The organism is Rheinheimera sp. B2H12 (assembly GCF_059620065.1).
Genome location: NZ_CM184363.1, coordinates 4,127,336 through 4,141,787 on the forward strand (window position 1 = coordinate 4,127,336; position 14,452 = coordinate 4,141,787).

At 49.2% G+C, this 14,452-nt stretch carries 10 protein-coding genes; 4 read left to right on the forward strand and 6 right to left on the reverse strand.

All coding sequences use genetic code 11. The features are described 5' to 3' along the window. Positions 1-15: 15 nt before the first annotated feature. The 4 genes from pstB to AC53GJ_RS17830 all read right to left on the reverse strand — a co-directional run bounded on the left by pstB (position 16) and on the right by AC53GJ_RS17830 (position 6,064). Complete coding sequence (gene pstB, locus AC53GJ_RS17815) at positions 16-828, reverse strand: phosphate ABC transporter ATP-binding protein PstB (RefSeq protein ID WP_496729720.1); 813 nt, start codon at positions 826-828, stop codon at positions 16-18. A gap of 87 nt (positions 829-915) precedes the next feature. Then, positions 916-2,577, reverse strand: coding sequence for a phosphate ABC transporter permease PstA (gene pstA / locus AC53GJ_RS17820; protein ID WP_496729722.1), 1,662 nt, complete (start codon positions 2,575-2,577; stop codon positions 916-918). A gap of 14 nt (positions 2,578-2,591) precedes the next feature. Continuing rightward, complete coding sequence (locus AC53GJ_RS17825) at positions 2,592-4,880, reverse strand: ABC transporter permease subunit (protein ID WP_496729724.1); 2,289 nt, start codon at positions 4,878-4,880, stop codon at positions 2,592-2,594. Positions 4,881-5,083: 203 nt separating this feature from the next. Continuing rightward, positions 5,084-6,064: a PstS family phosphate ABC transporter substrate-binding protein gene (locus AC53GJ_RS17830; RefSeq protein WP_496729726.1), complete on the reverse strand. Its 981-nt coding sequence runs from the start codon at positions 6,062-6,064 to the stop codon at positions 5,084-5,086. Positions 6,065-6,416: 352 nt separating this feature from the next. On the opposite strand from AC53GJ_RS17830, the gene AC53GJ_RS17835 reads away from it, so the two are divergent. The 4 genes from AC53GJ_RS17835 (at position 6,417) to AC53GJ_RS17850 (ending at position 12,096) form a co-directional block, all read left to right on the forward strand. Then, positions 6,417-6,923, forward strand: a complete 507-nt coding sequence (locus tag AC53GJ_RS17835; protein ID WP_496729728.1) for a glycine cleavage system transcriptional repressor — start codon at positions 6,417-6,419, stop codon at positions 6,921-6,923. 117 nt (positions 6,924-7,040) lie between these two features. Next, positions 7,041-9,161, forward strand: a complete 2,121-nt coding sequence (ppk1, locus tag AC53GJ_RS17840; protein WP_496729730.1) for a polyphosphate kinase 1 — start codon at positions 7,041-7,043, stop codon at positions 9,159-9,161. Further along, positions 9,158-10,693: an exopolyphosphatase gene (ppx, locus tag AC53GJ_RS17845; RefSeq protein WP_496729731.1), complete on the forward strand. Its 1,536-nt coding sequence runs from the start codon at positions 9,158-9,160 to the stop codon at positions 10,691-10,693. The genes ppk1 and ppx overlap by 4 nt, the downstream gene beginning before the upstream one ends. 74 nt (positions 10,694-10,767) lie before the next feature. After that, positions 10,768-12,096: an amidohydrolase gene (locus AC53GJ_RS17850; RefSeq protein ID WP_496729733.1), complete on the forward strand. Its 1,329-nt coding sequence runs from the start codon at positions 10,768-10,770 to the stop codon at positions 12,094-12,096. An 86-nt stretch (positions 12,097-12,182) separates the two neighbouring features. Here the strand turns inward: AC53GJ_RS17850 and arsJ are convergent, their stop codons facing one another. Together arsJ and AC53GJ_RS17860 are read right to left on the reverse strand one after the other, a co-directional pair. Beyond that, on the reverse strand, positions 12,183-13,427 hold the full coding sequence (gene arsJ / locus AC53GJ_RS17855) for an organoarsenical effux MFS transporter ArsJ (RefSeq protein WP_496729734.1): 1,245 nt from the start codon (positions 13,425-13,427) through the stop codon (positions 12,183-12,185). A 10-nt stretch (positions 13,428-13,437) separates the two neighbouring features. Next, positions 13,438-14,439 (reverse strand): ArsJ-associated glyceraldehyde-3-phosphate dehydrogenase, encoded by a 1,002-nt coding sequence (locus AC53GJ_RS17860; protein WP_496729736.1) that lies wholly within the window; start codon positions 14,437-14,439, stop codon positions 13,438-13,440. Between the last annotated feature and the right edge of the window lie 13 nt (positions 14,440-14,452).

Sequence of the window (14,452 nt, forward strand, 5' to 3'; positions counted from 1 at the left end):
GTGGCCCGACCGGGCTTAACCAAACCGACCTGTGATGTAATCTTCGGTTTGCTGTTTCGATGGAGTGGTAAACATTTTATTGGTGGCATCAAATTCAATCAGATCACCCATATACATAAAGGCAGTATAGTCAGAGACCCGCGCTGCCTGTTGCATATTGTGGGTAACAATCACAATAGTGTAGCGGTCTTTCAGTTCGTAAATCAGTTCTTCAATTTTTAACGTTGAAATCGGGTCCAGTGCTGAGGCGGGTTCGTCCAGCAACAACACTTCAGGCTCGATGGCAATAGCGCGGGCAATCACCAAACGTTGCTGTTGACCACCTGATAAACCAAAAGCGTTGTCATGCAAACGGTCTTTCACTTCGTTCCACAAGGCCGCACCTTTGAGTGAGGTCTCGACCACCTCATCCAACACCCGCTTATCACGCACGCCTTGTAAACGCAGACCATAAGCAACGTTTTCATAGATGGTTTTCGGAAATGGATTTGGCTTCTGGAACACCATGCCAACTTGACGACGCAGCTCAGCCACATCCACGGCCTTGTCATAGATATTCTGCCCGTCCATCAGGATCTGACCTTCAATCCGGCAAATATCGACTAAATCATTCATCCGGTTAAAGCAGCGCAGCAGCGTTGATTTACCGCAGCCTGACGGGCCGATAAAGGCGGTCACGCGCTTTTCCGGAATCGTCAGATTGATATTTTTCAGCGCCAGTGATTCACCGTAATACAGTTTTAAATCATTGACGGTTAACTTAATTTTCTCGTCGGCCAGATTCAGATCGGCATCGTGTTTTATCATTTGCTGTTGCGTCATGGTCATTCTCTCAATACTGCAAAATTCTGTCAGAGCAGCCCAGGGGCCGCGGTGTCGGGCAAAGCTCAGACTTTGCCCGGGTTTGGCAGCCGGTTAATCGGATTCACTGCGATATTTTTCCCGCAGCTTGTTACGCAGGTGAATAGCGGCCATATTCAGCACCACAATCAATAACACCAGCACCAGCGCTGTGGCATATAACAAAGGCCGCGACGCTTCAACGTTTGGACTTTGGAAACCAACATCATAAACATGGAAACCCAGGTGCATAATTTTTTGATCTAAATGGATAAATGGGAAGTTACCATCGACCGGTAAAGTGGGCGCGAGCTTTACGACACCAACCAGCATTAAGGGCGCTACTTCACCGGCAGCGCGGGCAATCGACAGGATCAGACCTGTCATCATTGCAGGCGTCGCCAGTGGCACCACGACTTTCCATAAAGTTTCAGATTTAGTGGCACCAAGCGCCAGACTGCCCATCCGAATCGTGCTCGGAATACGGGACAATCCTTCTTCGGTGGACACTATCACCACTGGCAGGGTCAATAACGCCAGCGTCAGTGAAGCCCAGAACAAGCCAGGGGTACCAAAAGTCGGTGCCGGCAGAGATTCCGGATAAAACAATGCGTCGATATTACCGCCCAGGATATACACAAAGAAACCCAGACCAAAGACGCCATACACAATCGAAGGCACACCGGCCAGGTTATATACCGAGATCCGGATAATCCGCAGCAAAGGACCGTCTTTGGCATATTCGCGCAAGTAAATCGCCGCCAGCACGCCAAAAGGAGTCACAATAATCGACATCAGGATAACCATCGTGATAGTGCCGAAAATCGCAGGAAAGATACCGCCTTCGGTATTGGCTTCGCGTGGATCATCCGCCAGGAAACTCCAGATGGCGCCTACATAATGCAGCGATTTATCCAGTAACGTCATTGCGTTTGGCTGATGAGCATGCACTATGTTACCCAGACTGATCCGTAACTCTTTACCTTCAGCAGTGGTTGCCAGCAGCGTATCGCGTTTGGCAGCAGCATAAAGTTGCTCCAGTTGTTGTTGCAAACCAGCATAACGCGCGTCCAGTTCAGCTTTGTGCTGAGCTGATTCCTGCTGAAATTGTGCCATAGTCGCAGCATCAGCGCCTTCCAGCTCCAGCCGGCGTTGCTCTAACCGCAATTGCTCCAGGCCGTTGTTGATAACACCAATATCGCCTTTTTCAATCGCACTAATCTGGTCAAAAATCTGATTGGCTCTTTTGATCCGCAGCAACAGCTCAGGCCATAGCGCCGCCCCTTCTGCGACCACTTTCTCGCCTTCGAGCAATTGTTGCGGGAAACCATAGAAATTTCCCCATTCGCGCCGTTCAATCACAGTGGCATTGGGCTCAACTGTCCAGCCAGTTAAGTCATCCGCCAGAAACCAAGCAAAATCACGACCATACACATCGCGATTGCCCAGCTTGAGTAAATGGCGCTGGAAAAACTCAGCATTGCTGGCTACCGCAGCGCCTGATTCACGCAGCACCACAGCACTGACTTCTTCAGTGCGCACCAGCTCGGCCAGCAGCGCTTTATTGCTGCCATCGGCCTGCTTTGCTTGTACTGTCTGTAAATCTGCTGGCCAGAAGTGACTACCGCCCTGCACTGCAATCAAACTTAACACGCCAACCACCATCACCAGACACAAGGCGATAGCACCGGCATTTAACCAAATCCACGGCGTACCCGTTTTAAACCATGCTCTCATCGTCGAAGCTCCACTTACAGATTGCTAAAGCGCTGACGTAAACGCTGCCGGATCACTTCGGCTAAAGTATTGAAGACAAAGGTGAATACAAAGAGAACCAGCGCAGCCAGGAATAACACCCTGAAGTGAGTGCTGCCGACAGCTGTTTCTGGTAATTCCACCGCGATATTGGCCGATAAGGTGCGCATCCCTTCAAACAGGTTGAAGTTCACCACCGGACTGTTACCTGTTGCCATCAGTACAATCATGGTTTCGCCGACAGCACGGCCAAAGCCAACCATCACTGCAGCAAAAATCCCCGGACTGGCGGTGGGTAACACCACACCCAGCATGGTCTGCCATGGGGTTGCCCCCAAAGCCAGACTGCCCTGCGTCAGGTGACGTGGTACGTTAAATACGGCATCTTCAGCAATAGAGAAAATATTTGGGATCACGGCAAAGCCCATCGCAATCCCGACAACTAACGCATTACGCTGGTCATAGCTAATGCCGTTGTCGGTAAACCACTGCCGCAGGCTGCCATCAAAGAACAAGGTATCAATACCTGGACTTAAGCTGACACAGACCCAGATAAACAGCACAATCACCGGAATTAACACCACAATTTCCCAGCCCAGCCCCAACCGGTTGCGTAATGACGCTGGCACAAAACGCCATAAGTAAGCGGTCACCAACATCATCACCGGCAATAACAGCAGGATAGCAAAAATGGCACTCAGGTAGTTTTCGATAAAAGGTGCCAACCATAACCCGGCCAGGAAACCAAGAATAACAGTTGGTAACGCCGCCATGATTTCGATGGTTGGTTTGACTTTGCCGCGAAGTGCAGGCGCCATAAAATAAGCGGTATAAAGCGCGCTCATGACCGCCAGTGGTGTTGCAAATAACATGGCAAATAATGCGGCTTTTAAGGTACCCAATGCCAGTGGCACCAGGCTCATCTTGGCTTCAAATTCATCTGAACCTGATGAGGCTTGCCAGATATAATCTTTTTCGCCACGGCCTTCATACCAGACTTCATTCCACATTGCTTTCCAGGACACGTCAGGGTGTGCGTTATCCAGCGCAAAGTGATACGTCTGACCATCTGCCGCCAATGCTAAGAAACTTTGATTAATCGGGGAAATCGCGATCCGTTGTGGCGCAATACCATCGCCCAGCGGTTCCAGCCACAAAGTCCGGGCTGAAGTGCCATAGTGGATACCAAGATGACCTTGGTTATCGATCGCCATAAAACCTTTGCGCGAATATTCAGGTTCAATTTGCACTATCGCGCCAGGATGCTGGTCAAAATCGCGGATGTGTTTTAAGTGGTGATTGTTATGTTCGTCCCGCACCAGAAACCACTGGCTGACAGAACCATCGCTGCCGCCAATAATCAGCGACACTGACCCCACCAGAAACTCCATCGCACCAATAGTCTGACCGGCAGGCACCACAGATACGGCTTCCACATAACGGGCTGTTGCCGGATCGCGGATATCGTAATAATGCACTTTACCTTCGTTGTCAGCGACAAACAGATTTTGCAACGTGGTATCGACCAATAACTTTTGCACCGTTTTAGGCGCATCTGGCAGTTGATAGTCGGTCCGTTCCAGCGTGGTTTCGCCACTGAGGAATTCTGTTTTGGCGGCAAACAGGTTGTAAGATAAACGACCATCACCGGTAAAAGCGGTCAGAGCTGTACCATCAGGACCTTCCTGTACCGATAAAGCTGCGATGACTTCACCTTTAGGATCCAACTGGATCGGGGTTTCCCCCAACGGATAAGTCACGACTGGTACAATCTGCCGTTTATCATCAGGATAACTCAGGTTGTATTCGTGTTTTGCCACGATCACCTGGCCATTACTCAGACCAAACGCAACAATACCGGAACGTGGTTCGCCTTTGGCAAAACTGCTGATACTGGCACCAGTCGGCAGATTCAGCTGAATTTTCTGGCCAGCAGCACCGGTCTTGGCATCAAAAAATTGCAGCGAACCTCTGGCATCCGCTACCAGACCAACCTCACCATAACGCTCCAGATTGCTGAACAATGGTTGGGATTGCACTGTTGGATAAGATTGCTGTTTTTCTACCGACGCCGACGAAAAAATCGGTCCGACTTCAGAAAACAAATAGACAAAAATAGTGGCAAAGGCCAGTACCACACTGATACCGGCAAAAGCGATGCCATATTTTGACAGTTGATCTTTCACCCGGCGCCAACGGCGTAACCGGGCACGGCGCTCTCCGCTTGGCAGCAACGAGGCGCGTTCCGGGACAGCACTGGCTGAACTGGCTTGGCTTGACTGCATAGTTTCTACATCCACATCTGACTTTTCGGATGCTGCAAACTATAGATGAGCTTTATGTCAGAAATATTACACTGAGCCAGTTTTTGTCATACTTCTGCAATCTAAACGCCGAAACCTGCCGCAAAAGACAGCAAAAAACTGATGTGAAACAACGAGAAAAGGCGCTGATCACAGCGCCTCTGATAACAGGATTAACTCAGACGTTATTTGATGCCAAGTTCAGCTAACACTTTTCTGGCGACTTTGTTTGGTACTGGCACATAACCATCACGCACCACCACTTCCTGGCCGCGTTTTGATAACACCATTTTGATGAACTCACGTTCCATCGGTGCCAGTTCTTTGTTTGGATGTTTATTGACATACACATAGAGGAAACGAGACAGCGGATACTTCCCATCTAAAGCATGATCAGCGGTTGGTTCAACAAATGGCTGACCGTCTTTTTTCGCCAGTGGTAAGGCCCGTACCCCTGAAGTGATATAACCAATCCCTGAGTAACCAATACCGTTGATAGATTCGCTGACGCCCTGCACGACCGAAGCAGAACCTGGCTGTTCATTGATGCTGGATTTAAAGTCACCATTACAAAGCGCGTGCTCTTTGAAATAACCATAAGTGCCTGACACGGCATTACGGCTGTACATAGTGAAATCGCGGTTCGCCCATGCACCTGTTAAACCCAGTTGGCCCCAACGGGTGACATCTTCTTTATAAGCACAGCGACGGGTCGCCGAGAACACAGCATCAACCTGCGCCAGCGTTAAACCTTTAATTGGGTTGTCTTTATTGACATAAACAGCCAGCAAGTCGATAGCCACTGGCACTGCAGTCGGTTTATAACCATATTTAGCTTCAAAAGCCTGCACTTCAGAAGGTTTCATTGCGCGGCTCATCGGGCCAAAGTTTGAAGTCCCTTCGGTTAAGGCTGTTGGTGCTGTTGATGAACCAGCGCCTTGAATTTGAATATTTACGTTTGGGTAGACTTTGCGATAGTCTTCAGCCCATAACGTCATCAGGTTGTTCAGGGTGTCAGAACCGATACTGGAGATGTTACCTGACACACCACTGGCTTTTTGATACTCAGGCAAGGCTGGATCCACTTTCGGTGTGGCCGCTTGCAAGGTAAAACTTAAAGATGCGGCAACCAGAGTTGCAGTAGTTAACAGTTGAAAAGCTTTCACTGGACAGTCCTCTTGTGGCTGATTCAGGCCTGCGCCTGTTGTTTGATTCCACTGCATCATAAGTCGATTATATGACAGTATTATGACCAAAATTTACCAACTACAAATTTTGCTGCCCAAGCTCAGACTGTAACTGCCGATACCAATCATAGCCAGTCATAACCTTTGTTTCAGTGGCGGCAAGTTGTGTTTTTGCGCTCAGCGACTATATTTTGCAGCAAGTTTTCTAAGCTCAATGCCCGTTTGCGACCAATAACGGCTAGTAAGCTGGACATACCAGAGCGAAGCGGTTAAAAATAAGCTAACAAAATTACTACTTATTTTGTATTCCATAAAAACAAGGATTTGCGCTATGAAGCAGTTGGTTCTGACACTGATAGGTAAAGATAAAGCCGGCTTGGTTGAACAGCTGGCAACCATTGTGAGTGAACATCATGGTAACTGGACTGCCAGTAATCTGAGTCATTTGGCCGGATTTTTTGCTGGTATTCTGCAAATCGAAGTCTCTGCTGAACATGCCGAGGCCTTAACCTCAGCGTTGCAGCAAATGCCTGAGCTGGATATTCATGTCCATCATGGCGAAAATACGCAACTGGATGCGCATAAATTACTGAAATTTGTCATCACAGGCAACGACAGACCCGGCATAGTGCGTGAGCTCTCTTCGGTGATTAAACATAAAGGTACCAATATTGTGCACTTTGAAAGTTCGAAACAAAGTGCGCCGAATTGGGGGGTGCCATTGTTTACTGCCATCGCCACTGTGGAACTGCCGGAAGGCCTGAATAAAGATGAAGTGATTTATGCTTTAGAAGCCATCGCAACTGATGTGGTGGTCGATGTGGAAAACCTGCATTAATTCCTGTACCTTGCTCCTTGCCAAACGACAAGATAGCCCATTCGGGCTATCTTGTTCATAAAACTTTCATAAAAGTGCCATAGAGTATTACCTACCAAACGGATTGACGGTCTTGCTATGAACGCCCAACAACAAACAGTGACTGAATTGCATTATTTCCCGAAAGAACTGAGCTGGTTATCCTTTAATGAAAGGGTGTTGCAAGAAGCAGCCGATGAGCGTAACCCGCTGATTGAACGGCTGCGTTTTCTGGGGATTTATTCCAATAACATGGATGAATTTTACCGGGTGCGGGTAGCTGACGTTAAAAGACGGATTTTATTAAAAAAGTATCAGTCCGACGAGCAGGAAGATGCCGAAGAGCTGATGCAGCTGATCCAGCGCCATGTGCTGAAACTGGGCGATAAATTTAACGGCATTTACCTGGCGCTGTTGCTGCAACTACGCAAACACAACATTGAATTTATTGACCATTACAAACTCAACGAATCACAGTCAGCCTGGATTCGCACCTATTTCAAAGAACGGGTGCTGCGCCATATCTCGCCTATTCTGCTCAGTAATGAAGATCTGCAATTGTCAAAGCGGCTGGAAGATAATGCCACCTACCTGATGGTGGAAATGACAGGTGCGAACAAAGCAGAATACGCCATAGTGCAAGTGCCAACCGACGAAGTATCCCGTTTTATCGAATTACCGCTGTACCTGAACAAAACCAAAAAACGTGGTCGTTACCGTCATCAGTTTATGATGCTGGATGATCTGATCATCCACTGTTTACATGATTTGTTCCGCGGCTTTTTTGAATTTTGTGATATTCAGGCCTTTTCCCTGAAACTGACCAAAGACGCCGAATATAACTTAAGTGATACGCTGGATCAGAGTTTACTGGATAAAATGTCCAAAGGCATTCGCCAGCGACTGGAATCCGAACCGGTACGGCTGGTGTATGATGCCAACATGCCGGAGCATATGCTGAAACTGCTGAAAAAGCAGCTCGGTGCCAGCTCTTATGACTCGTTAATCCCAGGCAGTCGCTATCGCAATTTTAAAGACTTCATCAGCTTCCCGAATATCGGCCATGCCAGTCTGGAATATTCACCACTACCGCCATTACCCAGCCCGGATTTTGAGCAACATACCACCACTTTTGATGCCATCCGCAGTAATGATGTCCTGCTGCACTACCCTTACCATAATTTTACCTATTTTACCGAATGGGTGCGGCAAGCATCTTTTGATCCAAAAGTAACATCGATCAAAATGACCATGTATCGGGTAGCGAAAAATTCCAGGGTGATCCATTCACTGCTGGATGCAGTGCGCAATGGTAAAAAAGTCACTGTGGTGGTCGAGTTAAAAGCACGTTTTGACGAAGAAAATAATATCCACTGGGCCAGACGGATGACTCAGGCTGGTATTCAGGTGGTCTTTGGCCTGACCACGTTAAAAATTCACTCCAAACTTTGCCTGATCAGCCGGCAGGAAAAAGGCAAGACGGTAAAATACGCTCACATCGGGACAGGTAATTTCAACGAAAAAACCGCCCGGATTTATACCGACATGAGTTTGTTTACTTGTCATGCTGAAATTTGTGATGAAGTGGATCAGGTATTTGAATTTATCGAGTACAGCTATAAACCTTTTGTTTTTAATCACTTAATTGTATCGCCTACCTGGAGCCGGCATAAGCTGACAGCACTGATCCAGCGCGAAATGGATTTTGCTATTAGCGGTCGGAAAGCCGAAATCCTGCTGAAGATTAACAACCTGGTCGACAACGATATTGTTGATCAACTGTACAAGGCTAGTCAGGCCGGGGTAAAAATCCGGATTATTGTGCGTGGTATGTGTTCCTTGATCCCCGGTGTACCTGGCCGCAGTCAGAATATTAGCATCATCAGTGTGCTGGATAGATATCTGGAACACGCCCGGGTTTATCAGTTCCATAATGGCGGTGATATCGATTTATACCTGTCGTCTGCCGACTGGATGACCCGCAATATTGACCAGCGGGTGGAAGTAGGCGTACCGATTTATGATGCGCGGATTAAGCAACAGATCATGACAGTGCTGGATTTACAATGGCACGATAACGTGAAAGCCCGTATCATTGATCAGCATCAACTTAATGACTACGTTAAACGTGGTAATAAAAAGAATATCCGCTCGCAGCAGGCCATCTATGATTATCTGGCCGGCCAACAGTTTGGTCCGACGATTCAGGCAGAACCATGACACATCTGACACCCAGTGCAATTTCAGCAGCCGAACTTATTGCTGCTGTTGATTTAGGCTCCAATAGTTTCCATCTGGTGATCGCCAGGATTGTCGATGGTGCTTTGCAGTTACTGCACCGGGAAAAACAAAAAGTATTGCTGGCCGACGGGCTGGACGATGAGTTGCAGCTCAGTGAAGAAGCGATTGGGCGCGGTCTGACCGTGCTGAGTCAATTTGCCGATACTCTGCAAGGCATTCCACCAGCTTCAGTCCGGGTGATTGCCACTTATACCCTGCGCCGCGCCCGCAATGCCCAAACCTTTTTGCATCAGGCCAGAGCGGTTTTTCCGTTTCCGATTGAAGTGATTTCCGGTCAGGAAGAAGCGCGCTTTATTTATCAGGGCGTGGCTCATTTTGAACACTTCCCGGATAGCAGGCTGGTGATGGACATTGGCGGTGGCAGTACTGAATTTGCCATAGGTCAGGATTTTCAACCGCTGAAACTGGCCAGCCGAAACATGGGTTGTGTCAGTTATGCCAGGCTGTTTTTCCCCAAAGGCAAAATCAGCGCCAAAAGGTTTGACCGGGCGATATTACAGGCCGAGCAGGAACTGGAAAATATCAGTAATGGGTTTAAAGCCACCGGCTGGCAACAGGTCGTGGGCACGTCCGGTACGATAAAAACCATTAAAGATATTATCGCTGCGCTTGGTTGGCAGCCGCATTTTATTGAACTATCGCATTTACTGAAATTAAAGCAGTTGCTGTTACAGGCCGAACATCATGATGAACTGGATTTACCGGGTCTGACTGAAGATCGGAAACAGTTACTGTGTCCGGGGCTGGCGATCCTGATCGCGGCATTCCAGATGCTGGGCATAGAACAAATGGTGTTTGTCGATGCAGCCTTGCGCGAAGGGGTGTTATACGAGATGAGCGATCGACTGCAACATCAGGATATCCGCCGCCACACAGTGCAAAGCCTGGTCAAGCGTTATGCTGTCGATTTACCTCAGGCAGAACGGGTCCGGCACACCGCACTGACATTATTACAGTTGGCACAACCTGGCTGGCAACTGGCGGATGAATGGCAGCAAATCCTCGGCTGGGTCGCGACTTTATATGAAATTGGCTTGCAGATTAACTCCAGCAGTGTGCAGCGGCACAGCGCTTATATTCTGAACAACTCCAATCTGCCAGGGTTTAACCAGGAACAGCAGCAGTTATTGGCCTGCCTGGTACGGTTTCATCGTGGCAAAATCAAACTGGAAGACTTCCCGGATGGTTATCTGTATAACCTGACCGATGTCACTTATGCGCTGGTGATTTTTCGCCTTGCCATCCTGCTGAATCAGAAAAGACGCGATGATGTGGTGCCAGAGTTACAACTGCAGTCAGCACCTGGCCAACTGACGTTATTGTTGCCTGACAACTGGTGTCAGCAGCATGTGGTGCTGGCGGCCGATCTTCTGACTGAACAACAACAGTTAAAACGACTCGGTTTTCAATTGCTCTGCCCGGCCATTGTCAGCGATGCTGAGGATAGCTGAAAAAACATTGGCAAGCGGTGGAGATTTGGCTAAGGTAAAGTCCTGTTTCAGGACCACCAACTACAGGTTGCACCATGCCTTTTACTCCTTCTCTATCCCGTCTGGCGCTGTTATCAACAGCTGTAGTCAGCATCGCGTTCAGCAGTCCGTTACTGGCCGTTGATAAAAACAGTCTGACCGCGGCTATTAGCGCCCAGATGCCACAAGTGATTGCCTGGCGTCGTGATTTTCACCAACATCCGGAATTATCTAACCGAGAGTTTCGCACCAGCAAAATTGTTGCCGCCGAGCTGAAAAAACTGGGCCTTGAAGTGCAAACGGGTATAGCCCATACCGGCGTGGTAGCCATTTTAAAAGGGGCTAAGCCGGGACCGGTAGTGGCACTGCGGGCCGATATGGATGCCCTGCCTGTGACTGAACAAGTCGACCTGCCTTTTGCTTCCAAAGTCAGTACTGAATACAACGGCCAGCAAGTCGGTGTGATGCATGCATGCGGCCATGACGCCCATGTTGCGATGTTATTGGGAGTGGCCAATATCCTTAGTCAACAGCAAGCCCGGCTTAGCGGCACTGTGATGTTTATTTTTCAACCGGCCGAAGAAGGCCCACCTGCCGGCGAAGAAGGTGGCGCTGCTTTGATGCTGAAACAAGGTTTGTTCAGCAAAATCAAGCCGGATGCTATCTTTGGTTTGCATGTCTGGCCGGGCAAAGCGGGTCAGTTGCAAGTCAAAGCCGAAGGCATTATGGCGGCGGCGGATAGTTTTAATATCACCGTCAAAGGCGTGCAAACCCATGGCTCCAGCCCCTGGCGTGGAGTCGATCCTATCGCGGTCAGTGGCCAGTTAATCACAGCATTACACCAAATCCCGGCACGGCAACTGGACGTCACTCAGGCGCCAGCGGTGTTATCTGTCGGTCAGGTGCATGGCGGCGTGCGCTGGAATATTATTCCGGATCAAGTAAAGCTGGAAGGTACAGTGCGCACCTTTGATGCTGGCATGCGGGAGCAATTACTGGCAAAAATGAAACATACCGCCGAGCATGTCGCTATTGCCAGCGGTGCCACCGCAGAGTTTCATCACCATAACTTCGCCGCCGTGACCTGGAATGATCCGGCCCTGACTAGCTGGGCGATGCCAACGCTGAACTGGGCGGCCGGTCAGGCAGGCGTCAGTGCGATTAAACCTATTACCGGCGCTGAAGATTTTTCGTTTTATCAGCAGCAAATCCCAGGCGTGTTCTTTTTCCTCGGGATTGCTGAGGCAGGTGTGGCGGTGAATGATACTGCCCCCAACCATTCACCCTTTTTCCGCATCAACGAAGCGGCACTGGAAAATGGCGTGCGAGCTTTAACCGGACTGGCGCTGGACTTTCTGGCTGCGCCACCAAAGTCCGCCAACTAAACAGCCCGCTCAAAATGACTGGCTAGCCAGGACCTGCTATCTTGATACGCCGTGTATCTGTTTGCGCAACTACACGGCAGTTGACTTTAGCGCTGGCAGGAACAGACTGAGACTTTCAGCCAGCGCGTGAATAAAACCGTCAGGCCCAGTAACAAACTCGACAGCCATAAACAAGGTTGCAGGCCATAACTTTGATAAACCCAACCTGATAATAAAGTGCCCAGCAACCGGCCTGCAGCATTGGCCATATAATAAAAACCGACATCCAGCGACACGCCATCCCTTGCCGCCACACTGACAATCAGATAACTGTGCAACGACGAATTGACCGCAAAAATAGCGCCAAACAGCAACAGCCCGCCGATCAATACCCAGAGCGGATAAAGCGAATAATGCATACCAACACTGATCAGTACCGGAATACTGCAAAGCGCTAAAGCCCAAACGAGCGCAGTGGTGGCATCAGGTACTTTGGCGGATTTTTTGCCAGTCAGCGCAGGCGCCAGAGCTTGTACAGCGCCATAACCAATGACCCATAAGGCTAAAAACGATCCGACTTCAGTCTGACTCCAGTTGAACTGTGAAGTTAAATACAGTGGCAAGGCAATGACAAACCAGATATCGCGGGCCGCGAACAAACAAAGCCTCGCCGCTGACAGCAAATTAATCTGCTGGCTTTTCGACAACAGATCTGTAAATTTAGGTTTGAAGCTGCTTTTGCCTAAGTCTTTTTTCAGCAGCAGTAAACTGAGCAGCCAGACCAATGCCAGCACTGCTGCTAACACGGCGATAGCGCCCTGAAAACCAAGCCAGCTCAGTAGCACCCCGCCAAGGAAAAAGCCCACTCCTTTGAGCGCATTTTTCGAGCCGGTCAGAATAGCAACCCATTTATAAAGTGCTCCCTGCGCACTATCCGGCAGCAGCAGTTTTAACGAGCTTTTTGCACTCATTTTATTCAGATCTTTGGCAATGCCAGACATGGCTTGCGCCGCCATCACCCAAAGCACCGTCAGCATCGAAGTTGGGACTAACAGCATGGCAAGCGCCAAGACCTGCAGCAATAAACCAATCAACATGGTTTTATTCAGACCAAGCCGCGCTCCTAACCAACCTCCGACCAAATTGGTCACCACGCCAAAAAATTCGTAAAACAAAAACAACGAAGCAATGGCCAGTGGTGTATACCCCAACTGATAAAAATGCAGCACGATCAGCATTCGCAGTGCGCCATCCGTCAGAGTAAAAGCCCAGTAATTACCGGTCACCACCAGGTATTGTTTTAAGTCTTGACTGAAGGTATTCACCAGCTTGGTCTGAGGTTGATTTGTCATCTGACGACCCCTATGCCTGCCCTACCATGCGGGCTAATTCGACGGTACGGTTGGCATAGCCCCACTCATTGTCATACCAGGCGTAGATTTTGACCTGAGTGCCGTTCACCACCAGAGTCGACAGTGCATCAATAATGCTGGAACGTGGATCCGTTTTATAATCGACAGACACTAGAGGCCGCTCTTCATAACCTAAAATATCTTTCAGTTCATTTTCTGCGGCGGCTTTGAGCAGACTGTTCACTTCCTCCGCCGTAGTCACCCGCTCCACCTCAAATACGCAGTCGGTTAAAGAGGCATTGGCCAGTGGCACCCGCACCGCATGACCATTGAGGCGGCCTTTCAGTTCCGGGAAGATTTCAGTAATGGCAGTGGCTGAACCTGTGGTCGTTGGAATTAAACTACTGCCACAAGCGCGGGCGCGCCGTAAGTCTTTATGCGGCGTGTCCAGAATCGACTGGGTATTGGTTAAATCGTGAATAGTGGTGATAGAGCCGTGTTTAATACCCAGTTTTTCATGAATGACTTTCACCACCGGCGCTAAGCAGTTGGTAGTGCAGCTCGCTGCCGTCACTATCCTGTGCACTCTGGCATCAAACAACTGATGATTAACCCCCATCACTACGTTCAGCACCCCTGCTTCTTTCACTGGCGCACTCACCACCACCCGTTTAACACCTTGCTCCAGATAGGCTTGCAGCTGTTGTGCGCTTTTCATTTTACCTGAGCATTCAATCACAATATCGCAGCCTGACCAGTCGGTATCTTTAATGGCTTTGTGATGCGTCACTGTGATCGCCTGGCCCTGGATCAGGACGGTATTGTCCAGAACGTCAGCCTGATGCTGCCAACGACCATGCACTGAATCAAAATTCAGTAAATGGGCAAAAGTGGCAGCATCGCCGGCCGGATCGTTGATATGCACAAATTGAAATTCAGGCCAATCAAAAGCGGCGCGCAGCGCCAACCTGCCGATCCGACCAAAACCGTTGATGCCTACTTTAATTTTCATTGGAAGATCCTTG